Genomic DNA, 19362 nt, shown 5'->3' with positions numbered 1-19362 from the left:
CATGCCATGACCAAACAACTGCGCAACCTTCTCTTCGCCAGCCTCGCCATCGTGCTGGCCGTCGCTTGCTCCAAGCCCTCCACACCGACGGTGGGCGGCACACCGATCGTTTTGGGCTACAGCAACTGGGCCGGATGGTGGCCCTGGGCGATTGCCGTGGAGGAAAAGCTGTTCGAGCAGAACGGCGTGAATGTGGAGATGAAGTGGTTCGACGGCTACGTGCAGTCGATGGAAACCTTCGCCGCTGGCAAGATCGACGGCAACTCCCAGACCTTGAACGACACCATTTCATTCCTGCCGGGTGAGAACGGCGGTGAAGTGGTGGTTCTGGTGAACGACAACTCTGCAGGCAATGACCAGATCATTGCCGATGCCTCCATCACATCCATCGCCGATCTCAAAGGCAAGACCGTTGCCGTTGAGGAAGGCGTTGTGGATGACTATCTGCTCAGCCTGGCCCTCAAGGATGCGGGCCTGAGCCGCGACGACGTGGTGATCAAAGGCATGCCCACCGATCAGGCAGCCACTGCATTCGCAGCCGGTCAGGTTGATGCCGTTGGTGCCTTCCCTCCCTATACAGGCACCGCCATGCAGCGAGAGGGTGCGCGGGTGATCGCCAGCTCCAAGGAGTATCCCGGTGCCATTCCTGATCTGCTCACCGTCAGCGGTGATCTGATCAAGGAGCGTCCCGACGATGTGCAGAAGATCGTGAAGACCTGGTGGGACGTTCGCGAGTTCATGGAGAAGAACCCGGAAAAATCCGAGGCGATCATGGCCAAGCGTGCCGGCATTCCCACTGAGGAATACGAGCAGTACAAAGACGGCACCCGCTTCTTCTCCATCGAGGAGAACCTCGAGGCCTTCAGCACTGGTGAGGGAATGAAGTTCATGCCATTCGCCGCTGAGTCGATGGCCGACTTCATGGTTTCGGTGGGCTTCATCCCTGAGAAACCAGACATGACCAAGCTGTTTGACGACAGCTTCATCAAGAAGGTCGCCGCCTCCTGATGACTGCCACGGCCGCCGCTGCCAGCAAGGGGAGAAGCAATGGGCTTCTCTCCCTGTTCACCCTTGGTGCCATGCCATCCAAGGCCGTGCGTGGCGGCCTGCAGGTGGCATCACTTCTGGTGCCCCTCCTGCTCTGGACCGCCATCGCCTCCCTCGGACTGGTGGATGAAAAATTCCTTCCCTCTCCGCAGGCCGTGTTCCGCTCCCTGGCCTCCATGGCCGCGAGCGGAATCCTGTTCCAAGACATCGTGGCCAGCACAGGCCGCGTGTTCGGAGGATTTCTTCTCGCCACACTTCTTGCGGTGCCGATCGGCATCTGCATGGGGGTGTATCCAGCGATCTGTGCAATCTGCGAGCCGCTGATCGCCATGCTGCGTTACATGCCTGCAGCGGCGTTCATCCCTCTGCTGATCATCTACCTCGGCATCGGTGAGGAACCCAAGATCGCTCTGATTTTTATCGGCACGATCTACTTCAACATCCTGATGGTGATGGATGCGGTGAAGTTTGTTCCCAAAGAACTCATCGAAACCACACTCACCCTGGGTGGTCGCAGCCGGCAGGTGCTGGTGCAAGTCGTTGCCCGCTACAGCCTGCCCAGCATCATCGACACGTTGCGAATCAACATCGCAACCTCCTGGAACCTTGTGGTGGTGGCTGAGCTCGTGGCCGCGGAAGTGGGCCTCGGCAAACGCATCCAGCTGGCTCAGCGCTTTTTCCGCACCGATCAGATCTTCGCCGAGTTGATCGTTCTCGGCTTGATCGGCTTCGCCATCGACATGGGATTCAGGCTGTTGCTGCGTCTCAGCTGCAAATGGGCGGTGTGAGCCTTGGAACTGATCGTTAACAACCTCAGCAAGCATTTCGGGGAGAAATTGATCCTCGATCACCTGTCGTTTTCCATGCAATCCGGAGACTTCATGGCCCTTGTGGGCAGCTCCGGGTCCGGGAAAAGCACGATTCTGCGGCTGATTGCTGGTCTGGATCAACCGAGCAGCGGCAGCATCACTGTTGACGACACCCCAGTCTCCGGTCCCGGGCCAGACCGCGGCATGGTGTTTCAGAAATACAGCCTTTATCCATGGCTCAACGCCGCTGAGAACGTTGCCTTCGGGATGCGACTTCAGCGGATGAAAGCAGCAGAGATCAAGGAGCGAACCGCCTATTTCCTCGAAGTGGTTGGGCTCAGTGACGCCGCCACAAAATTGCCGCGCGAACTGTCGGGCGGAATGCAGCAGAGGGTGGCCATCGCCCGGGCCCTCGCCACCAACCCCAGCATCCTGTTGCTGGATGAACCCTTCGGGGCTCTGGATCTACAGATCCGCGAATCGATGCAGGACTTCCTGCTCAAGCTCTGGCAACGAACGGGCCTGACCGTTCTGCTGATCACCCACGACGTGGAAGAGGCTTTGGTGCTGGCCCAGCGCGTCCACGTGCTTGCCCCCAATCCAGGGCGAATCATTCGATCCCTCGATGTCGATCTCGACAAAACCGATCTCGATCAGCTGCGCCTAAGCAGCGACTTCCTCGCCTTGCGTCGTTCCCTCTCCGCCACCATGCGGGAGCTGGAGCCGGCACTTTCCTGACTGAACTGTCTTAAGTGAAGCCGTGTTGAATCAGACGTTCCTTCCTGCATCGCTCTACCGCGGCGACGCGATGCATCAATGGGACATCCACACCTATGCCGACCACTACTGGCATCCGGTTGCACCAATCAGCCATCTCCAACCGGGAGAGGTGCTGGCCATCACCATGCTGGATCAGCCACTTCTGCTCACCTGGCCCACGGGAGAGCATCCCCGTGCTTTTCGCAACCGCTGTCCCCATCGCGGTGTTGCATTTGGGCAAAGCGGAGGAACGGGGCAGTCCTGTCGACGCCTGGTTTGTCCTTACCACGGCTGGACCTACAACCTGCGCGGAGAGCTTCTGGCAGCGGCGCGTGAAGCCGATTTTGGGCAGGACTTTGACCGGCAGGGATGGGGGTTGCAAGAGCTTTCCTGCCGCATCGATGGCCCACTGATCTGGATCGCTTTGAGCGACCAGGCTCTAACGCTGGAGGAGCAGCTGCAGCTGGTTCATAGCGAAGCCGGAGCAGCCTGGAACACTGCATCCACCCTGCTGCGACAGAGCCGAAGCAGCCTGGCCTGCAATTGGAAGATTGCCCACGACAACACACTTGACGACTACCACGTCGCCATTGCCCATCCGACAACGCTGCACCGCGAACAAGGGCCGGTGAGGGATTACCGCTATCGCTTCAGCCAACACAACAACCTTCTCGAGACACCCCACCCGGACGGTGGACGATTCCTCACCTTCGGGCTGCCGCCATGGAGCCATCTTCTGGTCTGGCCAGACGGGCGGTTGGCATGGCTGGAATTCATGCCCGAACGACCCGACCGCTGCACGATGCATTTACACCTGTTCGCAGGCAGCGGCGCCATTGATGCAGCCACTGCCGACGCCTGGCTGAGAGACATGCTCACCTTTCTGGAGGAAGACAAGGCTTTGGTTGAATCAGTCCAACAGGGCTATCAAGGCGATTTCGAGCCAGGGCCTCCGCATCGGCTGGAACGGAGGATCCTGCATTGGCAGGGCCTCTACCGAGAACGATTGGGATCAGCAGGAATCAGCATTGAGGAACGCAGCCAGAAGGCCATCTCCGCATTGAGCAGCTGAACATCAGCAAGGGGTGCAGCTGTGAATGGCTGAAGCGGCATGTAGCCGTCGGGACCAAACTCAGGCGTGATCGTGACCGGCCGTTCGGGCCTCGCGCTCTGATCGAGAAACAACTGCCAACAGCGACGATGGCTCTCGAGAGCCTCAGCCCATTCCGGTGCGAAAGGGTGGCTGACGGAGGGCCCCTGAGCATGGCCGATTCGGGCATGAATGTGATCAACCCGAGCGGCCATCGCCTGAATGGGGGGGAGTTCAGGTGTCATTAACCGTTCCGATACCGCACACCAGTGACTGAGATCCGCTGTGAGCCGAAGCCGTGGATGGCGAGCCAGCCAGGCGGGCATGCGCCATGGGTCGAAGAGAGAACGACTGCGATGCGTCTCGAGCGTCACCGGAATCGCACAGGCTTCAATTTGGTCCAGAAGTCTGTCGAGAAAGCGATGCTGCTCGACTTCATCCCAGCTGTCGCTGCCGGTGATCAGAGTGATCTTGAGCGGGGCCAGCGCCATGGCCCGCTCCAAGCCGCGCTGGACTTGATCAAGATGCTGCGATGGAGAGCAGTTGAGATCTGGGGTGTAATCCCCCCCGGTAACAATTTCAACAATCAGATGCTGTTTTGCATCGGCGAGGCAGCCTCGGATCGCTTCAGGCTGAAGAGCGTTAAGACAAGGGTGATCGAGGTTCACCTCAAGGCCATCAAAGCGCTGGCCGTCAGCAGAGGAGCAGGCCTGTTCGAGGGACGCAGTCCAGCCCCACAGTGTTTTGAACAGCAGCAACCCTTGGCTGCTCAATGGATTTCCGTAAACACCTGCGGCTGAATGCCGAGATAGATCGCTTCGCGAAAGAGAGCCTGCTTCGCCTTGGCATCACGGTTCTGTTCCGCCAAGCGAAACCTTTCACGCAACGATGCGATCAACGTGGTCTGACGTGGGTTGCCCGGAGTGCCGGGAGGAGAGCTTGTCACCACCAGAGCGCGATCTCGGCCTCAGTATGGGAGAGGATCAGCCAAAAGTGTTGCCGTTCCATCCCCAGCAGCTGGCCTGCACATCCTCAAACCCGATGTACACCCGGTTGGCGGGGATTCCCGTCCTCGCCTGAATCAGCTCACAGAACGCAGCTGTCATCGCAGACGGACGCAGGGCTCCGATCGATTTCACCTCGACATAGGCACAGGGCTCATGACTGCCGGCGAAGGTCATCGGCACGCCTGTCTCCAGAAGCGTCATCACATAGGCCTCCGGTTTGCCCGTCTGATTGGCCAACTCAGACGAAAGCTCCTGCAACAACGCCGATCCGTCTTTCAGTGCTGGAAGCGACGTGCGCACTTTGATCAGAGGCATCGGCTCAAGAATGCTCGGAGAAGCTTGGCACTCTCAAGCCATGAGTGCCAAGCCCTGGATGTTGATCCAATTGAAATATTTCCAAAAGCAAAGACCATCAACCTGAACAATTTGAACAAGGAAAGGCTCATAAATTTCACGCAAAAGTGATCAGCTCAATGATCCTTCTTCACTTCTTTGGCCTTGGAGACGTTCTGCGTCGCTTTGAACTCGAGCAAATCACAGGTCTGACAATCATGGGATTCAGACCACTGAGCCTGGATGAATTGATGCACTGGTCGCAAAACATGGCCGACCAGCACCACTGGGATGGGGAGGCGATTCGTCACGACGTGATGAGCACCTGGCTTGATCAAGCCGAAGACATCACCCGCTGGAGGCATCGGCTGAATCAGGCCCCTGCTGAGGTTGAACTCCTGGCTGGCATTGGCGATCAGCGCAGCTGGCGCGATCATTGGGAAGGCATGCTGCGCCAAACACCGCGTGCCGGCTGGTGATCACGAGCGGAGTGCAATGACAGGCTGTCCCCCGATCAGCGGACGAGAAGCGGACATCGCCGCTGTGATGCTGACCCCGCGTCATGTGTGGGCCAACAGCGCGATCGATCTTGAACAACTGCGTTCCGGATTTGCCTGTGCTCTTCACATGCACCAACCAACGGTGCCGGCGGGGGCGAACAACAGCTTGATCTCCCATCTTCAGTACATGCTCGATCACCCCAACGAGGGTGACAACCACAACGCAGAGCCATTCGCCCACTGCTATCGGCGTCTTGCCGACCTGCTGCCGGAACTGATCAATGAGGGCTGCAGCCCAAGAATCATGCTCGATTACTCGGGCAATCTGCTCTGGGGAATCGAGCAGATGGGGCGCCGCGACATTGGCGATGCACTCCATTACCTCGCCTGTGATCCTTTGATGCAGGGGCACGTCGAGTGGCTTGGAACCTTTTGGAGCCATGCCGTGGCTCCATCCACACCCATCCCAGACCTGAAACTGCAGATCAGCGCCTGGCAACAGCAGTTCGAGGCCTGTTTTGGCAGCGCTGCCCTGGAACGAGTCAAGGGCTTCTCTCCACCGGAGATGGCGCTACCCAACCATCCCGACACCCTGTTCGAATTCATCAAAGCCCTTAAAGAAGCGGGATATCAGTGGCTCCTGGTGCAGGAGCACAGCGTTGAGTGCATGGACGGCAGCCCACTGGAGCGCAGCCAATGCTTCGTTCCCAATCGACTTCTGGCCAGGAACAGTCGAGGCGAGGAGATCAGCATCACGGCACTGATCAAAACCCAGGGGTCTGACACCAAACTTGTGGGGCAGATGCAGCCTTATTACGAGGCATTGGGTTGCGAAGGGCAACGTCTTGGCGACGTCGAGGTGCCAGCACTGGTGAGCCAGATTGCCGATGGAGAAAACGGTGGGGTGATGATGAATGAATTCCCGGAGGCTTTCCGGCAGGCCAATCGCCACATCCGTGACAACCCGAAAGGCACCGCGGCCATCAACGGCAGTGAATACCTGGAGGCTCTGGAGCGCAACGGAGTGGATCCTCACCACTTCCCCGCCATCCAGGCGGTGCAACAACACCGCCTTTGGACTGAACTTGGCGATAACACCTCAACCGAAGGGCTGGAAAAAACCATCAGCAAACTGAGGGCTGACGACAACAGCTTCAGCATGGAGGGCGCGTCCTGGACCAACAACCTGAGCTGGGTTGAGGGTTACGCCAATGTTCTGGGCCCCATGAATCAACTCAGTGCTCAGTTTCATGCACTGTTCGACCGCTCAGTCGCCGCAGACCCAACCACCACCGGGACCCGGGCTTATCAGGAAGCGTTGCTGCATGTGCTGCTGCTGGAAACCAGTTGCTTTCGGTACTGGGGGCAAGGGGCATGGACCGAGTACGCCAGGGAGATCCATCGACGTGGAGAGAATTTGCTGAACCAGAACCCAGTCACGCCCAACCGAAACTGAGAAGCGCTTTACAGAGCGTTACATTCGTGTAACATAGAGCGATACGAGCACGCTGCATGGGCGATTACACAACGGCAATCATCGCCATGGTGGGCATCGGCATCGTGTTGACGGCTGCTGTGGTGTTTGCCCTGATGCGACCCAGTGACATGCCACCCATCGACGAGAATCGCAACTGAGCATGGGAATCGTTACAGAACTGCTGATCGCCGCTACGGAAATCGGAATTGCCCTTCTGGTGGCTGTTTCCCTGCCAGTCGCTGAATCCAAAAACTAATTTCGAGTCAGCTGATACCTTTTAGGCGAAATTCCATATAAATCGAAGCAGCATCGCGCTCACGATCGAGCTCCTGCAAGTCGCTACATCGCGTTTGCATCCAGTACACCGTTTCCCTCCAAACCTCAAGGTGATAACGGCGCTCGAGATTTTGTCCGGAACCGTCCAAAGCTCTACCTGCATCACCCACAAAATCTAAGCAAAGCAGAACGGCATCGGCTTCGATGTCAACATTTAGCGACCGGCGCTTGCTTCATATCACGATGGCAAGAACGAGGGTCAATATTCTTTCATCCAGACCAAGTACGGAACAGCACACAGCGGCGATAAAACGTACCCGTTGTTACGACAACGCAGGATCGAATCAATACTTTGAGCTGATCCTGCCGACGTCACCCATGGAGCCCATCGCTCTGACACTTGGCCAACAATTCGATATTGAACAGCGCAGTCGCGATATCAATGCAATGACTGACGTCAAACAGCTTCAGGAGATCAGCAAAGATCTGCTTCTGGCTTGGCAGAAGGAGATTGCCCGCTCACGGGCAGCAGCCAGCCCACACGAGAAATAACGCTTCGTTACAGTCGGTTGACCTGCTTGGAAGTCATGAACCTGAGCTTGCCTCAGCAGTTCGAAGCTGAAGCGATCAAGCGGTCCATCAACGAAACCGACGATCTTGACCAGTTGAAAGCTCTGGCACGGGAACTCGCAGACCTCTATGTGCGTCAGAGAGCTGCAACGGCCTGGGTGATCGCCGAGAAATAAACCTCACACTTTGCTGTCGTTTCGCCAGCGTCGTTCCAAGCGTTGGCGTGCTTCGTCAACCGTTTGCCCACGGGAAAGGGCTGTTTTGTCGCGATAGGGGCGCGTGATCGACCAAAACTTGAGGGCAGACGCCAGCGCCACCACCAACCATGCGAGCAAAATCCAACCCGGATTCGTCATCGTTGCCCAGCAATGCGCTCCATGATGGCGAACGGGACGCGAGTCTTGCCTGCATGTCCCCTAACCAGCGCAACCGTGGATCCTGAGGTGCGCCAGTTCGTGATCAGCCAGTTGGTGGTGATCGCCTTACCAGTTGGAACCCTGTTCGGCATCTGGCTTTGGATGCTGAACTGGGGCGGTCGTTCCCGCAGAGACCAGTGACCTTCCTTGCCGGCCTACTGGCCCCCGTGTTGATGCTCTTCCATCTTTCTGGCCCCGTCCCTGGGGATCTCGGCGTGCGCAACGGGGCGTTGCGCGACTGCCTGACAACAGCTCACTGTTCCAGCCAAACCTGGGCGAGCTCCGACCCGATGGCGGACTTCAGCAAGCTGAGTGGGTTGGTGCAGGAGTCGCCGCGGACGTTTGTGATTGATCAAACCGAGACCTACCTCCACGCCGAGGCCAGCAGCGCTTTCTTTGGCTTTGTGGATGACCTGGAGCTGTTCGCTGATCGCGACAACAACCGGATCCAGGCACGGTCCGAGTCGCGTCTCGGCGACTCGGATCTTGGTGTGAACGCCGCACGATTGGCGGCGCTGCGGTCGGGGCTGGAGAGCTGAAGGCCGCTTAAACCTTGGCGCGACGCAGTTTGCTCAGATCGGTGATCATTTCCTTGATGCCAGCCACGAATCCGATGGCGGCCAAGGCCACGATGCTCAAGATGATCACCGTGTCGAGCAGCGAACGTGGATCGATCCAATCGGGCATGGCATGAACCGTGATCTGATCTCGTGTTAGCCAGAGCCCGATAAAATCCCAGCACGTAGCGCGTACGTTCAACACAAATCGTCAGACATGCACGACATCATCTGCCCTCACTGCAACACAGCCTTCAAGGTGGATGAAGCCGGGTATGCCGACATCCTCAAACAGGTGAGGGATCGTGAATTTGAACAGCAACTGAACAAGCGACTGGCCCTCGCCGAACAGGACAAACGCAATGCCATCGAGTTGGCCGTTGCCAAAAAAGACAGGGAAATGCAAACGCTTGAGGCCCAACTCAAGCAAAGTGCAATCCATCAGGAACTGGCGATTAAAGATGCCGTGAACAAAGCCGAGAAGCAGCGTGATCGCATTGCCGCTGAGCTCCAGCAGATTCGTGAGCAGCAGGCCACAGAACTACGCCTGGCTGAAACCAAATTCGCCAAAGAAATGCAGGCGATGACGCTGCAAAAAGACAGTGAAGTGAGGGATTTGCAGGCGAAGCTCCAGGCTGGAGCCATGCAGCGCCAGCTGGCCGTGAATGAAGCGGTCAGTTCCGTGGAGAAGCAACGCGATGCACTTCAAAGCGGCTTGAAGGAAGCGGAACTGAAGCATCAACTGGAATCTCAATCACTGAAAGATCGCTACGAAGCCCAGCTCAGTGATCGGGATCAGGCCATTGAACGCTTGCGCGACATGAAGGCGCGGCTTTCCACCAAAATGGTGGGAGAAACCCTCGAGCAACACTGCGAAACCGAATTCAACAGGATTCGTGCAGCGGCTTTCCCCAAGGCCTATTTCGAAAAAGACAACGACGCGCGCAGTGGAAGCAAGGGTGACTACATCTTCCGCGACCAGGACGACCACAACAACGAAATCATCTCGATCATGTTTGAGATGAAAAATGAGGCTAATACAACGGCCACCAAAAAGAAAAACGAAGACTTTCTCAAAGAGCTAAATAAAGATAGAAACGAAAAAAATTGCGAATATGCGGTACTCGTCTCCCTGCTGGAGCCTGAAAATGAGCTTTACAATTCAGGCATCGTTGATGTGTCTCATCGCTTCCCTAAAACTTATATCATTCGCCCACAATTCTTTATTCCATTCATCACATTGCTCCGCAATGCAGCCATGAAGTCCCTGGAATACAAGGCTGAGCTGGCTCTTGTAAAAGCCCAGAACATCGATGTCACCAATTTCGAGAACGACCTGGAAACCTTCAAAACGGCCTTTTCACGCAACTACGACCTCGCCTCCAGACGTTTCCAAACGGCAATCGATGAAATCGATAAGTCGATCGATCACCTCCAAAAAACCAAGGACGCACTGATGGGTGCCGATCGAAACCTGCGGCTCGCCAATGACAAGGCACAGGATGTAACCGTCAAAAAGTTGACCCGACGCAATCCAACGATGGCGGCCAAGTTTGCTGACTTGAACAACGCTCCTGACCAGAAATCGGCCTGAGCGATGCCATCCAGTCCACGCAACCGCATCGGCGAGGTTTACGGGAAGCTCACCGTGGTGCGCGCATCCGAACGGCGAACCAAAGCAGGAAATGCCTTCTGGTGGTGCCGCTGCAGCTGCGGGGCTGAACGGGAAGTTCCCAGCGACAAGTTGTCTCTGAACACGGCCCGCCGCAAGCCCACCGTGAATGCCTGTGAAACCTGTGCCCGCGAGTTACAGATTCAAGGGGTGTATCGCAAAAACGATCGCGAAGAAAAACAACGTCGCCAAGCAGCGCTCGAAGCCAGATCACAGCTACGGGGGCAGGTGCCGGAACGCTGGCTTTCTCTACCGCTCACTGATGCCCACGCGCGCGAACTGGGACAGAAACTTTTTTTCCGTGGCACAACCTGTCTTCGTGGACATCTAGCGCCGTACCGCATCAACGGCGGTTGTCAGGCTTGCTCCGGTCAGACCCCATCCGCGTCAGATTCGCCATCAACCAAGCCCAGAGGGTCATAACTGCGGCACCAAAGGCCAACATCGCCAGGAGCTTGGCTTCCATTCAAAGGAAATCAAAATCATCTTCCGAATCACCGGAAAATGCGTTCATCACGAGGGCAGAAAAGGGCACAAATACGGCCGCTATCACAAGTATCTCCACGGGCTTAAGAAACAACCGATTGAACCTAACGGGTTTGACTTCACAAAAAGTCATCAGCACTACCGTCCCGCTGGAGTGAGTTCAAATACTCATTTGTGCTCCAAGCATAGGCATTTCACTCCGTTGTCAGCCCAGACGACCGAATCAGACTGAACTGAGTCGGACAACGACGATGCCAAAGGTGCTGAAGGCGGCCTCACAGACGATTCGCAATCTGCTCAAGCCGGCAACTCAACACAGCTTCTCCGAAGACCGGCTGCGCAACGACCGGCAGAGCTACATCGCGAGGACGCGAGCGCTGGTCGATGCCCAGCTCAAATGGCGTGATGCGGAGCTCAGCTCACGCCTCTGGAAAGATGTGGCCGACCGTGGGATGGACCGCGGCCGCCTGCTTCACCTCATCTACAGCGTTGACGCTCATCACGATGATGAAGCCCTGCAGAACGCCGACACGGCTTATCTGCAGCTGGTTGATCCCAGGGATCCCTGAGTCGGAACTGCATCAGAGCTCAAACAGAGTGCCCAGAAGCATGGCGGGATGGGTTGACTGCCCTGCCGTGCTGCGTTCGAGCTGAACGGCCATCACGCAGTGGGCCATGAATCGAACGGCCGAAAGAACAGCCAGACCAATGCACAGGGGGCAGTGCGTGAGGGTCAAGACAGGGGCCTACCGGAGTGATGGACCCATCCCAAAGCAGAAGCCGGGATGCGCCACGATCTCTTCAACAAGCGTCATGCAAGACACCCATCCCACCCCGGGCAGGTTGTGGGGGATGGGGTAGAGGGCGGCTGGTAAAGTTGTTGTTTATTGCTCTCTTTCGGGGAACGGATGAGTCAGGTCACAGTCGGCGAAAACGAAGGTATTGAATCCGCGTTGCGTCGCTTCAAGCGCTCCGTCGCCAAAGCCGGCATCTTTTCTGATCTGCGTCGGATCCGTCACCACGAGACCCCCGTTGAGAAATACAAGCGCAAGCTGAAGCAGCGTTCACGCAACCGTCGTCGCTGAGCTCGCACGACACGTCACACGACACGTCAGCTGCAAACGGGCCCTCGGGCCCGTTTTTTTGTGCCCATCCGTCGCGCTCTTCACGGTTCTCTTTTCACGGTGCGCTCTGGTTTTCGCCAGACTTCACAAATGCTTAAGAAGACCAAGACCAGCCAATGGTGTTGATCAATCCTTTTTGCCCGATCAGTGCGGCAAAAATCGCTGGCTTGAAGACCACCGTGGTCTTGCTGTTGGTGTTGTTGATGAAGTCGAAATTGCTGCGAATCAAGATGTCCCTCCTGGGATCTGTTCTTGGATTCGCCATGTTGGTGAGCTTCTTACTCACCACAGGCCTCCTCACTGTGATCACTGGCGGAGCCGTTGCTTACGCCGCCATGCAAAACCGGAGCAACTGAGCCATGCGCAATCGTCTTCCTTTCTTAAGCGGACTTGCATTGGCAACCCTCGGAGTTTCAGGTCTTGCCGGCGGTGGTTTGCTTTGGAATTTTCAGGGCCGCACTCTGGGGCTTGGCAGCACGGTTACGGCATTGGTTCTGCTGGGAATCAGCTTTGTTCTGCTTCGGCCTGAACCACGACTCTCACCCGTTGAAGTCCCTGAAGCAAGCCAGCAGCTCAAATTCAAGGCACCACAGGCATCCTTCCTCGGCCTGATGCTGGCAATCCTGGGCACCTTCGGCATGGCAGGTTCCGGGTTGCTGTGGAATTTTCAGGGTTTGGCCTTTGGACTCACCGGCACCCTCACGGCCGCCGTTGCTCTTTTGCTGAGTCTGGTTTTTCTGTGGCCCCTCGGCACCTCCAAGGCCAAAACATCTCTCAAGACCGAGCCGTTGGAGACCACCGAAGCTGTTTCGGAGAGCGCAGCTCCCGCACAAACCACAGCAGAAGCCATTGCCGAATTGCTGGCAGCCGAACAGCAGCAGCGCCCAGAGCTGACCTTGGTGAATTTCGCTCCGTTGAACCTGTTGCCGGGACAAAGTGTGCCAATAAAGTCTCGTCGTGCAGGCAGTTCTCTTGGTCGTTATCGCTCAATGGCTAACGACCTGTTCAAGAGCTGAAGCCTCTCCATAGATTGCGAATCTGTCGGTGCCAGGGCGTGATGTTGAGATCAGGGCGCTGAACATTCGACCTGGGTTGATCAACACTGAATCCAGCCTCTTCCATCTCCCGTCTCAGCCGACGGGTGATTGGAATGAGCGCGATTGAAAGCACCAAGGCTGCGAGAAGCAGAAAGGGGAGCAACGACACCAGCCAAATGGTGGCAATTACGGTGATTCCACCCGCCATGACCGTCTTCAGCCATCGCGGCAGGCTTCTACTCTGTTGACCTGGAAGTTGCTTCATGGCTCAGGACAGTCCGTTCGCTCTTGAGAAAATCCGCTGGAGTTCACGTTGAAATGCTGTGGCAGTGAGGGGTTCCCCCAAGCGCCTGCGTTGGTTGCGCCGAAGCACAGCTCCAATCCAACAAACCTGCAGAACAATCAACAGCGAAGCAATGATCAGAACCGGAGATTCAAGATCATTCCACTGCATCTGAGTTCAGTAACTGGATTGGGGCAGGGTGAAGCCCGACTGCATATGACCAACATCAAGCATCACGTAGGTGAGCCAAATCAGCACTGCTGCAACACCAGCCCCTGCTGCAACCTTTGCCAGAGAACGGCCAATCATCTCGAGCAGGCTGACCTCTTTCATCGCGTTGATCCAACTTCGATGATTCTGACGCGTCTTTCGCCCATACCGTCGCCAGCCATGAAAAAAGCCCCGCGATGGCGGGGCTTTTGGATCTGATCACGCTGGTGTTCAGCGGCTGGCCACGGCTTCTTCCAGAACAGCGGCTTCGCCAGCGGCGAAATCCGTGTCTTCCGCAGCGGAAAACTGCATGTCGGGCTCAAGGCGGCGGGCGATGAGCTCGTCAATGGAAAAGACACCTGGGCCACAGGCGAGAACGGCCACGGCAGCCGCGAAATAAAGGCCAAGAAGCTCCAACAGATAGATGTTGAAGCCCGCTGTGACGATGGCGTGATAGATGGCGACGGAGATGGTCCCTGCGACCGCCAAGGCTCCCATCCGCGTCAGCAACCCAGTGATCAACAGCCAGCTGCCGATCACCTCCGAGAACGCTGCGACGTAGGAGAGAAGGATCGGGAAGGGCAGATGCAGAGGGCGAACGAATGCATCTGCAAAATTCTCGATATTGGCGAGCTTTTCGTAACCGTGGTGAATCAGCAGCGCGCCGGTGAACACCCGAAGCAGGAGCAGACCGAGATCGCCGGCAATGGGGCGGGTCAGAATGGCGCGAATCACCACAGAACACATCAACTACACACAACTTAAATAAGTTGCGTGTAGTAATGCGGCTTCGCGCCAGGGCGGAGCAAGGAATGAGTACTTCTACTCAGTCGTCGTAGACCAGGCACTCGGGCTCATCGGGGTTCTGCTCGCAGAACAGCTCAAGGGGTGAGGGGTCATGGGGATCATCAGGGAATTCCTTCTTGTGATCCAACAGCCACTGCAGCTCCTCCGTGAGATGACGCACCTTGCCTTCGTTGTGCTCAGACAGGGCCTTAAGGAACTCCTCCTGGTCCTTCTGAATGTGCTCGTCAATCGTTTTCATGACTGAAACTGTCATCTGGCTGACATTCGGTTGTTAGCGAAGACCACCCCGATCGATCAGTCGGTAGATCTACCTTTGTGGCCGAAACCACACAACAGATCTGCTCCGGGCCCCATCACGTCCTGTGACACCACAGTGGCCATAGGACGATGGCCGCAGGAAAGTCGGGTTAGCTGATGTTGAATGGATGCAATTTTCCGAACGCAGCGTTCTGACTGGGCTGCTTGTCTTTGCCGTAGGCGTTGTGGTGGGAATCGGAATTGGCTCAGCCACTGCTGTTGCCGCCCTAACCCAAGGCGCACCTGACGTTCTGCAGAGTTGGTCGGGGGTGGTTGCCCTGCCGTGAAGGTTGACTGGACAGCCTTTCCCGCCTATCAGAAGCGCAGATCGGGTGAGTCCCGCGATGCTGTCAGATGAGCGGCAGATTTTTAGCCGTGACAAAAAGCCACTGCGGCAATTCCTGAAACGGCTTCAACGCTTTTTGTTCGGATAATCAACGCGTTCCAACACTGATATTCCCTGCGCCAATCAACTGTTCAAGCCGTGCAGTGAGTTTCTGTTCGGTTCGATCAAATTGCTCCTGATGGTCGGCCACATAGGCAAGCTCTTCACTGGTGATCACCTGGTGAGTGACTGCATCAAGGTAGATCTGAACCAGGGACATCCACATCGTCATCAACCGGCGGCCATCCTGGCAACACTGGAACGCAAACGGTGAATCGGGCCACGCGGAACTGAGCTATGGATCGAGAGACCATTCAGAGCCTGATCAAGCAATGCAGCTTGGGGCTGTTCGATCTGGCCTGTGCCGTCAGCGGACACCCAAGCTGGGATCTCAATCTGCCTGTGGGAGTGATCGATGCACGACGCTCCAAACCAAAGCTGATGGTGAGTGCCATCGGCACGATCAACTCAACCCTGAAGGCCTCATCCACCATTGCCCACCCGTTGATGGTGCGCCTGTTCGAACGGTTCGAACACGTGGGCCTGGAACAGGCGCTGACGGAAATGAAACATGGTGAGGATGGGGAGGCGTTCTGCGAGGTCTGGCAGGCCTACAGGGATGAACGCCGTTGTGGTGATGCCCCGATGTGGAGCATCGAAGACGCCACAGCCTTTGTGGTGCAGTCCCGCGAGGCTCACGCTGATCGTGAAGTGGCCTGCGTCGCCATTCTCCCGGGGGATCCCCACCGCATCGTCACCTTTTCAGTTCCCATCGCCTTCCTGACACGAGATTGAGTGTGTCCGAACTGCTGATGCAAATCGCCCTGCTGGGCATCGCCATTGGCGCCAATGCCCTCTCGGCTCTGGCGGGAGGGGGAGCAGGACTGGTGCAACTGCCCGCCCTCATCCTTCTGGGTCTTCCTTTCTCCATGGCATTGGCCACCCACAAGGTGGCCAGTGTTGCGCTGGGGCTGGGAGCGAGTGGGCGTCATTGGCGTGCCAGCAGCCTTGATCTCAAACGCTCCGCGCTGGTGTTGGCCGCCGGTCTTCCAGGGGTGTACGTGGGGGCCAGCATGGTTCTTGCGCTGCCGGATCAAGTGGCCACCGCCAGCCTTGGGCTGCTGACCCTGGGGCTGGGGTTGTACTCGGCCCGGAAACCTGATCTGGGAACGACAGACCAGCCCCGACCGCTGACAGCCCGCACCGTCGGACTTGGCAGCTGCGGGCTGTTCATCATCGGCATCCTCAACGGCTCACTCACCTCAGGAACGGGATTATTCGTCACCCTCTGGCTGGTGCGCTGGTTCGGGCTGAGCTATGCCAGAGCCGTTGCTCACACCCTGGTGCTGGTGGGCTTGGGGTGGAATGGCACCGGGGCGCTGGTGCTGGGTTTGATCGGCGAAATCCGTTGGGACTGGCTTCCACCGCTGGTGCTGGGTTCACTGATCGGAAGCTTCCTGGGAGCCCACTATTCCCTGGTGAAAGGAAGCCGCCTGGTCAAACAAGCGTTCGAGATCTTGGCGCTGCTGATGGGCGGATCACTCCTGATCCGCAGCCTCTGAATCGGCATCTGCAAGGAAACGCCCCGAAAACCGCGTGGCCAACACCACTGTTGCGGCCCCGTAGGCGATGAACGTCACCGCCTGACCAGAGCTGGCCGTTTCGTAAACCTCACCCGTCAGCAGCATCCAGTCCATCAAGGACGCCACCGTTCCCCAGATCACCACCCAGACGGACACGTAGGCAACACCGCGGAAGGTCCGATTCACAAGGCCATGGGTTGAGCGAACCCGACGGTAAGGGAAGCCGCTCGAACGAGGAAGGCCTGCGGCTCCCGTAATGTCGCTGACTGAACCGGTTGAGGGGATGCCGAAGAAACGCCGCAAGCTCAACAAAGAGATGGAAGCGGAGATGGCCGCTGCCAAGCGCAAGATTGAGCTGGTGGGAGCGCTGATCAACGACATCCGCGATGAAGACATCCAGGGTGAGTACCTCGGCGCCTTCACGCAGATCCGCAGCGCCGTGGTGAATCTGATCGCGAAGTACACAACAGACGGTTTCTGCGAAGAAACCGAGGGCCTGCTGGCGCTCTACAAGGGTCTGATTCAGCAGTTTGAAGAGGAGTACGAGCTCTGAACAGGCACCAACGCCGTACAGCGTTTAGGTTCACTTGCCTTTGTGCCTTGCCATGGCTCTTCGAGAGACCAAACCCCAGGTGTCACCGCTGCGCCTCAAGATCACGGTGTTGATCGCCGGCTTCGGGCCCCTGGTCGCCATCGGCCTCTGGCTTCAGTCCAAGGGGTTTTTCAACTGACGCCATGCATCGATTCCTCGCCACGGCTGGACTTCTCGGCCTCGGCCTGGTTCCCAGCGTGAGCTGGGCCGAGACCATCAACTTGACCCTGCGCAACGGCGACAGCCTGCAAGGGGAGTTGATCGAGCGGAATCCAGAGAACGGGACCACGGTGCTGAACCACCCCCAGCTGGGACGGCTGGAACTCACCGCAGACCAACTCAAACCAGCCGAGACCAAGCCCCCATGGACCAGCTCGGTCTCGGCCGGTGTGATCGGCAATGAGAAGGATGGCGACAACTCCCTGTCGGTCAGCTTCACCGGCAAAACCCGCTACAAGGACGAACAACAGAAGCTGTCGTTGAGCGGCAGCTTCAACGCAAGCAAATCGAAGGATTCAGGCGAGCCACTCTCGATCGATACGGAGAAAGGATCCGCGGAACTCCGCTACGACAAACCGATCGGTTCCAACTTCGATCTGTTTGCTCTGAGCAGTTACCAATACAACGGCACCAATGATTCCGGGGTGAACACCGTTCTGGGGAACATCGGTGTGGCATTCCCGCTGTTGAAGTCAGAAACCACTGAACTCACCATCTCCATCGGTCCGTCGCTCCAGTGGAGCGGCGGTGGCATCAGCTGCGCCAGCGACTCGTTTTGCGGCAACAGCTATGGCGGCGCGACGCTGACGGCAGATCTCAGCTGGAAACCTTGGCCCACACTCCAGTTCGGACTGCAAAGCCAGTTCACAACGGTCTGGGCGAATGAGATTCAACCTGCCAACACCCTGACCGCTGAGGTGCGCTACTACCCCGCAGAGACCAGCAAGTTGTTCACAACGTTGCGGGTGCAATCGATCTACCAAAGCATGAACACACCCGAGTTGAACAACACCATCACCGCTCAGGTGGGCGCCGACTTCTGATGACAACACCCATGCTTCACCCTCCGCTGGACGCAGAACAGATCCGTGCCCTGTTCACCAAGCCCTACGGCACGCCAGGCCCCACAGCTGCGCAGTGGAAAGCCGTCTATGCCAGTGACGTGCATTTCACCGATCCAACCCAGGAACGGCAGGGCATTGACGCCTACATCCTTGCCCAGGACGGTCTGATGCAGCGCTGTGATGACGTGTTCCTGGAAACGGAATCGGTGGTGGTGAACGGTGAAACAGCCTTTGTTGAATGGCGCATGGGCCTCAAGATCAAAGGGATTGAGTTCATCTACCCCGGGGCGACCCGGCTCCGCTTCAATCCAGATGGAAAGATCGGGGACCACCGCGATTATTTCGATTTCGTCGGCCCCACGTTTGCTCCAGTGCCCGTGATTGGTGGACTGGTGCGCTGGCTCTACAAACGCTTCGTTGCCTGAACCACGGCCCCAAGGCCATCTGTTGATCGGTCCCCCAGGCAGCGGCAAGTCCACCCTTGCGGCGATCCTCGCTCCGCTGCTCCCTGCACGGGTGATCGCCAATGACGTGCTGAGGGAACAGCTGTGGGGTGATGCAAATGTGCAGGGCCCTTGGTCTGAATTGGAGCCCCATCTGCATGGCGCCATCGACCGCGCCATCGCCGATGGCGACAACGTGCTGGTGGATGCAACCCATGCGCAACTCAACTGGCGCCAAGGGTTGATGCAGCGAAGCATGGGGGGCCAGCACCTGCCATGGACCGGCTGGTGGTTGCAGACACCATTGGATCAGTGTCTGGTCTGGAACCGCTGCCGCCAACGGTGCGTTCCAGAGGCCGTGATTCGTGCGATGCACATGACGCTGAGCCAACCTCCCAACAGGCCCGACCTCAGCGAAGGATTCACAAGCTTGATCCGCCTCAATCCCGCCGGCCCCCAGCTCAACAATCAGATCAACCGGGCCCTCCAGACCATCCTTGGTCCTCGCCATGAAGAAAGGTGAGCAGGTCATGCAGCC

Annotated in this window: 35 protein-coding genes; 25 read left to right on the top strand and 10 right to left on the bottom strand. The window is 57.4% G+C overall.

Annotated elements, in window-relative coordinates; all coding sequences use genetic code 11:
• Nucleotides 1-6: 6 nt before the first annotated feature.
• The 4 genes from SynA1544_RS05430 to SynA1544_RS05415 are packed head-to-tail and all read left to right on the top strand — an operon-like array spanning nt 7 to nt 3687.
• A complete protein-coding gene (locus SynA1544_RS05430; RefSeq protein ID WP_186515103.1) occupies nt 7-1008 on the top strand; it encodes an ABC transporter substrate-binding protein in 1002 nt (333 codons plus the stop codon).
• Nucleotides 1008-1835: an ABC transporter permease gene (locus tag SynA1544_RS05425; RefSeq protein WP_186515102.1), complete on the top strand. Its 828-nt coding sequence runs from the start codon at nt 1008-1010 to the stop codon at nt 1833-1835. The genes SynA1544_RS05430 and SynA1544_RS05425 overlap by 1 nt, the downstream gene beginning before the upstream one ends.
• 3 nt (nt 1836-1838) lie before the next feature.
• Entirely contained in the window at nt 1839-2594 is a 756-nt protein-coding gene (locus SynA1544_RS05420; protein WP_186515101.1) for an ABC transporter ATP-binding protein, read from the top strand.
• 22 nt (nt 2595-2616) lie between these two features.
• Complete coding sequence (locus SynA1544_RS05415) at nt 2617-3687, top strand: aromatic ring-hydroxylating dioxygenase subunit alpha (RefSeq protein ID WP_186515100.1); 1071 nt, start codon at nt 2617-2619, stop codon at nt 3685-3687.
• Here the strand turns inward: SynA1544_RS05415 and SynA1544_RS05410 are convergent.
• The gene (locus SynA1544_RS05410; protein ID WP_255477733.1) at nt 3609-4463 is read right to left on the bottom strand and encodes a sugar phosphate isomerase/epimerase; all 855 of its coding nucleotides are present in this window, start codon (nt 4461-4463) and stop codon (nt 3609-3611) included. The two genes, SynA1544_RS05415 and SynA1544_RS05410, sit on opposite strands and share 79 nt — an antisense overlap.
• A 225-nt stretch (nt 4464-4688) precedes the next feature.
• Entirely contained in the window at nt 4689-5027 is a 339-nt protein-coding gene (locus tag SynA1544_RS05400) for a phenylpyruvate tautomerase MIF-related protein (RefSeq protein WP_186515098.1), read from the bottom strand.
• A 158-nt stretch (nt 5028-5185) separates the two neighbouring features.
• On the opposite strand from SynA1544_RS05400, the gene SynA1544_RS05395 reads away from it, so the two are divergent.
• The 5 genes from SynA1544_RS05395 to SynA1544_RS05380 all read left to right on the top strand — a co-directional run bounded on the left by SynA1544_RS05395 (nt 5186) and on the right by SynA1544_RS05380 (nt 8044).
• Nucleotides 5186-5524: a hypothetical protein gene (locus SynA1544_RS05395; RefSeq protein ID WP_186515097.1), complete on the top strand. Its 339-nt coding sequence runs from the start codon at nt 5186-5188 to the stop codon at nt 5522-5524.
• A gap of 16 nt (nt 5525-5540) precedes the next feature.
• The gene (locus SynA1544_RS05390; protein WP_186515096.1) at nt 5541-7001 is read left to right on the top strand and encodes a glycosyl hydrolase family 57; all 1461 of its coding nucleotides are present in this window, start codon (nt 5541-5543) and stop codon (nt 6999-7001) included.
• Between the two features lie 56 nt (nt 7002-7057).
• Entirely contained in the window at nt 7058-7180 is a 123-nt protein-coding gene (locus SynA1544_RS14655; RefSeq protein WP_255441949.1) for a hypothetical protein, read from the top strand.
• A 346-nt stretch (nt 7181-7526) separates the two neighbouring features.
• Nucleotides 7527-7850: a hypothetical protein gene (locus SynA1544_RS05385; protein ID WP_186515623.1), complete on the top strand. Its 324-nt coding sequence runs from the start codon at nt 7527-7529 to the stop codon at nt 7848-7850.
• A gap of 35 nt (nt 7851-7885) precedes the next feature.
• The gene (locus tag SynA1544_RS05380) at nt 7886-8044 is read left to right on the top strand and encodes a hypothetical protein (protein WP_170950585.1); all 159 of its coding nucleotides are present in this window, start codon (nt 7886-7888) and stop codon (nt 8042-8044) included.
• Between the two features lie 3 nt (nt 8045-8047).
• Here the strand turns inward: SynA1544_RS05380 and SynA1544_RS05375 are convergent, their stop codons facing one another.
• Complete coding sequence (locus SynA1544_RS05375) at nt 8048-8224, bottom strand: hypothetical protein (RefSeq protein WP_186515095.1); 177 nt, start codon at nt 8222-8224, stop codon at nt 8048-8050.
• A 45-nt stretch (nt 8225-8269) separates the two neighbouring features.
• Between SynA1544_RS05375 and SynA1544_RS05370 the strand changes: the two genes are divergently transcribed.
• A complete protein-coding gene (locus SynA1544_RS05370; RefSeq protein WP_186515622.1) occupies nt 8270-8425 on the top strand; it encodes a hypothetical protein in 156 nt (51 codons plus the stop codon).
• Nucleotides 8422-8823: a DUF1499 domain-containing protein gene (locus tag SynA1544_RS05365; RefSeq protein ID WP_186515094.1), complete on the top strand. Its 402-nt coding sequence runs from the start codon at nt 8422-8424 to the stop codon at nt 8821-8823. The genes SynA1544_RS05370 and SynA1544_RS05365 overlap by 4 nt, the downstream gene beginning before the upstream one ends.
• Before the next feature lie 7 nt (nt 8824-8830).
• On the opposite strand, the gene SynA1544_RS05360 is transcribed toward SynA1544_RS05365, so the two are convergent.
• Nucleotides 8831-8971, bottom strand: a complete 141-nt coding sequence (locus SynA1544_RS05360) for a hypothetical protein (protein WP_186515093.1) — start codon at nt 8969-8971, stop codon at nt 8831-8833.
• A gap of 87 nt (nt 8972-9058) precedes the next feature.
• Here SynA1544_RS05360 and SynA1544_RS05355 point away from each other — a divergent pair, with 87 nt between their 5' ends.
• The 3 genes from SynA1544_RS05355 to SynA1544_RS05345 all read left to right on the top strand — a co-directional run bounded on the left by SynA1544_RS05355 (nt 9059) and on the right by SynA1544_RS05345 (nt 11568).
• The gene (locus SynA1544_RS05355) at nt 9059-10435 is read left to right on the top strand and encodes a DUF2130 domain-containing protein (protein WP_186515092.1); all 1377 of its coding nucleotides are present in this window, start codon (nt 9059-9061) and stop codon (nt 10433-10435) included.
• Nucleotides 10436-10438: 3 nt separating this feature from the next.
• Complete coding sequence (locus SynA1544_RS05350; protein ID WP_186515091.1) at nt 10439-10936, top strand: early protein (E6); 498 nt, start codon at nt 10439-10441, stop codon at nt 10934-10936.
• A 314-nt stretch (nt 10937-11250) separates the two neighbouring features.
• Nucleotides 11251-11568, top strand: a complete 318-nt coding sequence (locus SynA1544_RS05345; protein WP_186515090.1) for a hypothetical protein — start codon at nt 11251-11253, stop codon at nt 11566-11568.
• 12 nt (nt 11569-11580) lie between these two features.
• Here SynA1544_RS05345 and SynA1544_RS05340 read toward each other — a convergent pair whose 3' ends face one another.
• Nucleotides 11581-11736, bottom strand: coding sequence for a hypothetical protein (locus SynA1544_RS05340; protein WP_186515089.1), 156 nt, complete (start codon nt 11734-11736; stop codon nt 11581-11583).
• Between the two features lie 171 nt (nt 11737-11907).
• Here SynA1544_RS05340 and rpsU point away from each other — a divergent pair, with 171 nt between their 5' ends.
• From rpsU to SynA1544_RS05325, 3 genes are all read left to right on the top strand, one after another.
• Nucleotides 11908-12084, top strand: a complete 177-nt coding sequence (gene rpsU / locus SynA1544_RS05335; protein ID WP_009790002.1) for a 30S ribosomal protein S21 — start codon at nt 11908-11910, stop codon at nt 12082-12084.
• A 155-nt stretch (nt 12085-12239) separates the two neighbouring features.
• Complete coding sequence (locus SynA1544_RS05330) at nt 12240-12479, top strand: hypothetical protein (protein ID WP_114988968.1); 240 nt, start codon at nt 12240-12242, stop codon at nt 12477-12479.
• 3 nt (nt 12480-12482) lie between these two features.
• The gene (locus SynA1544_RS05325) at nt 12483-13139 is read left to right on the top strand and encodes a hypothetical protein (RefSeq protein ID WP_186515088.1); all 657 of its coding nucleotides are present in this window, start codon (nt 12483-12485) and stop codon (nt 13137-13139) included.
• Between the two features lie 481 nt (nt 13140-13620).
• On the opposite strand, the gene SynA1544_RS05320 is transcribed toward SynA1544_RS05325, so the two are convergent.
• The 3 genes from SynA1544_RS05320 to SynA1544_RS05310 form a co-directional block, all read right to left on the bottom strand.
• Complete coding sequence (locus SynA1544_RS05320; RefSeq protein ID WP_006850963.1) at nt 13621-13776, bottom strand: hypothetical protein; 156 nt, start codon at nt 13774-13776, stop codon at nt 13621-13623.
• Between the two features lie 108 nt (nt 13777-13884).
• Nucleotides 13885-14388 carry a DoxX family protein gene (locus SynA1544_RS05315; protein ID WP_250397550.1) on the bottom strand — a complete coding sequence of 168 codons (504 nt, stop codon included), beginning with the start codon at nt 14386-14388 and terminating at the stop codon, nt 13885-13887.
• A 91-nt stretch (nt 14389-14479) separates the two neighbouring features.
• A complete protein-coding gene (locus tag SynA1544_RS05310) occupies nt 14480-14698 on the bottom strand; it encodes a CP12 domain-containing protein (RefSeq protein WP_006852050.1) in 219 nt (72 codons plus the stop codon).
• Between the two features lie 187 nt (nt 14699-14885).
• Here SynA1544_RS05310 and SynA1544_RS05305 point away from each other — a divergent pair, with 187 nt between their 5' ends.
• Nucleotides 14886-15044, top strand: coding sequence for a hypothetical protein (locus SynA1544_RS05305; RefSeq protein WP_170951537.1), 159 nt, complete (start codon nt 14886-14888; stop codon nt 15042-15044).
• Nucleotides 15045-15191: 147 nt separating this feature from the next.
• Here the strand turns inward: SynA1544_RS05305 and SynA1544_RS05300 are convergent, their stop codons facing one another.
• On the bottom strand, nt 15192-15362 hold the full coding sequence (locus SynA1544_RS05300) for a hypothetical protein (RefSeq protein ID WP_255477732.1): 171 nt from the start codon (nt 15360-15362) through the stop codon (nt 15192-15194).
• 77 nt (nt 15363-15439) lie between these two features.
• Here SynA1544_RS05300 and SynA1544_RS05295 point away from each other — a divergent pair, with 77 nt between their 5' ends.
• Nucleotides 15440-15937, top strand: coding sequence for a hypothetical protein (locus tag SynA1544_RS05295; protein WP_186515086.1), 498 nt, complete (start codon nt 15440-15442; stop codon nt 15935-15937).
• 17 nt (nt 15938-15954) lie between these two features.
• Nucleotides 15955-16704, top strand: a complete 750-nt coding sequence (locus tag SynA1544_RS05290; protein ID WP_186515467.1) for a sulfite exporter TauE/SafE family protein — start codon at nt 15955-15957, stop codon at nt 16702-16704.
• Here the strand turns inward: SynA1544_RS05290 and SynA1544_RS05285 are convergent.
• Nucleotides 16681-16911, bottom strand: a complete 231-nt coding sequence (locus SynA1544_RS05285) for a hypothetical protein (RefSeq protein ID WP_115008869.1) — start codon at nt 16909-16911, stop codon at nt 16681-16683. The two genes, SynA1544_RS05290 and SynA1544_RS05285, sit on opposite strands and share 24 nt — an antisense overlap.
• Nucleotides 16912-17008: 97 nt before the next feature.
• Here SynA1544_RS05285 and SynA1544_RS05280 point away from each other — a divergent pair, with 97 nt between their 5' ends.
• The 5 genes from SynA1544_RS05280 to SynA1544_RS05265 are packed head-to-tail and all read left to right on the top strand — an operon-like array spanning nt 17009 to nt 19347.
• Entirely contained in the window at nt 17009-17278 is a 270-nt protein-coding gene (locus tag SynA1544_RS05280) for a hypothetical protein (RefSeq protein ID WP_041434610.1), read from the top strand.
• Nucleotides 17279-17330: 52 nt separating this feature from the next.
• Nucleotides 17331-17456, top strand: a complete 126-nt coding sequence (locus tag SynA1544_RS14650; protein ID WP_006850359.1) for a hypothetical protein — start codon at nt 17331-17333, stop codon at nt 17454-17456.
• A gap of 4 nt (nt 17457-17460) precedes the next feature.
• Complete coding sequence (locus tag SynA1544_RS05275; protein WP_186515085.1) at nt 17461-18360, top strand: DUF481 domain-containing protein; 900 nt, start codon at nt 17461-17463, stop codon at nt 18358-18360.
• A gap of 11 nt (nt 18361-18371) precedes the next feature.
• Nucleotides 18372-18806 carry a nuclear transport factor 2 family protein gene (locus tag SynA1544_RS05270; protein WP_186515084.1) on the top strand — a complete coding sequence of 145 codons (435 nt, stop codon included), beginning with the start codon at nt 18372-18374 and terminating at the stop codon, nt 18804-18806.
• 22 nt (nt 18807-18828) lie between these two features.
• A complete protein-coding gene (locus SynA1544_RS05265) occupies nt 18829-19347 on the top strand; it encodes an ATP-binding protein (RefSeq protein ID WP_255477731.1) in 519 nt (172 codons plus the stop codon).
• Nucleotides 19348-19362 lie beyond the last annotated feature (15 nt).

The organism is Synechococcus sp. A15-44 (genome assembly GCF_014280115.1).
In the GTDB taxonomy this organism is placed as follows: domain Bacteria; phylum Cyanobacteriota; class Cyanobacteriia; order PCC-6307; family Cyanobiaceae; genus Parasynechococcus.
This window is presented reverse-complemented; position numbering and strand designations above follow the sequence as displayed.

What these genes read in the sequence shown, in the direction of transcription:
- SynA1544_RS05430 (WP_186515103.1), top strand. Translation starts at nt 7, where the DNA reads ATGACCAAACAACTGCGCAACCTTCTCTTCGCCAGCCTCGCCATCGTG.
- SynA1544_RS05425 (WP_186515102.1), top strand. Translation starts at nt 1,008, where the DNA reads ATGACTGCCACGGCCGCCGCTGCCAGCAAGGGGAGAAGCAATGGGCTT.
- SynA1544_RS05400 (WP_186515098.1), bottom strand. Translation starts at nt 5,027, where the DNA reads ATGCCTCTGATCAAAGTGCGCACGTCGCTTCCAGCACTGAAAGACGGA.
- SynA1544_RS05395 (WP_186515097.1), top strand. Translation starts at nt 5,186, where the DNA reads ATGATCCTTCTTCACTTCTTTGGCCTTGGAGACGTTCTGCGTCGCTTT.
- SynA1544_RS05390 (WP_186515096.1), top strand. Translation starts at nt 5,541, where the DNA reads ATGACAGGCTGTCCCCCGATCAGCGGACGAGAAGCGGACATCGCCGCT.
- SynA1544_RS14655 (WP_255441949.1), top strand. Translation starts at nt 7,058, where the DNA reads ATGGGCGATTACACAACGGCAATCATCGCCATGGTGGGCATCGGCATC.
- SynA1544_RS05380 (WP_170950585.1), top strand. Translation starts at nt 7,886, where the DNA reads ATGAACCTGAGCTTGCCTCAGCAGTTCGAAGCTGAAGCGATCAAGCGG.
- SynA1544_RS05375 (WP_186515095.1), bottom strand. Translation starts at nt 8,224, where the DNA reads ATGACGAATCCGGGTTGGATTTTGCTCGCATGGTTGGTGGTGGCGCTG.
- SynA1544_RS05360 (WP_186515093.1), bottom strand. Translation starts at nt 8,971, where the DNA reads ATGCCCGATTGGATCGATCCACGTTCGCTGCTCGACACGGTGATCATC.
- SynA1544_RS05355 (WP_186515092.1), top strand. Translation starts at nt 9,059, where the DNA reads ATGCACGACATCATCTGCCCTCACTGCAACACAGCCTTCAAGGTGGAT.
- SynA1544_RS05350 (WP_186515091.1), top strand. Translation starts at nt 10,439, where the DNA reads ATGCCATCCAGTCCACGCAACCGCATCGGCGAGGTTTACGGGAAGCTC.
- SynA1544_RS05345 (WP_186515090.1), top strand. Translation starts at nt 11,251, where the DNA reads ATGCCAAAGGTGCTGAAGGCGGCCTCACAGACGATTCGCAATCTGCTC.
- rpsU (WP_009790002.1), top strand. Translation starts at nt 11,908, where the DNA reads ATGAGTCAGGTCACAGTCGGCGAAAACGAAGGTATTGAATCCGCGTTG.
- SynA1544_RS05330 (WP_114988968.1), top strand. Translation starts at nt 12,240, where the DNA reads ATGGTGTTGATCAATCCTTTTTGCCCGATCAGTGCGGCAAAAATCGCT.
- SynA1544_RS05325 (WP_186515088.1), top strand. Translation starts at nt 12,483, where the DNA reads ATGCGCAATCGTCTTCCTTTCTTAAGCGGACTTGCATTGGCAACCCTC.
- SynA1544_RS05320 (WP_006850963.1), bottom strand. Translation starts at nt 13,776, where the DNA reads ATGAAAGAGGTCAGCCTGCTCGAGATGATTGGCCGTTCTCTGGCAAAG.
- SynA1544_RS05310 (WP_006852050.1), bottom strand. Translation starts at nt 14,698, where the DNA reads ATGAAAACGATTGACGAGCACATTCAGAAGGACCAGGAGGAGTTCCTT.
- SynA1544_RS05305 (WP_170951537.1), top strand. Translation starts at nt 14,886, where the DNA reads ATGCAATTTTCCGAACGCAGCGTTCTGACTGGGCTGCTTGTCTTTGCC.
- SynA1544_RS05300 (WP_255477732.1), bottom strand. Translation starts at nt 15,362, where the DNA reads ATGTCCCTGGTTCAGATCTACCTTGATGCAGTCACTCACCAGGTGATC.
- SynA1544_RS05295 (WP_186515086.1), top strand. Translation starts at nt 15,440, where the DNA reads ATGGATCGAGAGACCATTCAGAGCCTGATCAAGCAATGCAGCTTGGGG.
- SynA1544_RS05290 (WP_186515467.1), top strand. Translation starts at nt 15,955, where the DNA reads ATGCAAATCGCCCTGCTGGGCATCGCCATTGGCGCCAATGCCCTCTCG.
- SynA1544_RS05280 (WP_041434610.1), top strand. Translation starts at nt 17,009, where the DNA reads ATGCCGAAGAAACGCCGCAAGCTCAACAAAGAGATGGAAGCGGAGATG.
- SynA1544_RS14650 (WP_006850359.1), top strand. Translation starts at nt 17,331, where the DNA reads ATGGCTCTTCGAGAGACCAAACCCCAGGTGTCACCGCTGCGCCTCAAG.
- SynA1544_RS05275 (WP_186515085.1), top strand. Translation starts at nt 17,461, where the DNA reads ATGCATCGATTCCTCGCCACGGCTGGACTTCTCGGCCTCGGCCTGGTT.
- SynA1544_RS05270 (WP_186515084.1), top strand. Translation starts at nt 18,372, where the DNA reads ATGCTTCACCCTCCGCTGGACGCAGAACAGATCCGTGCCCTGTTCACC.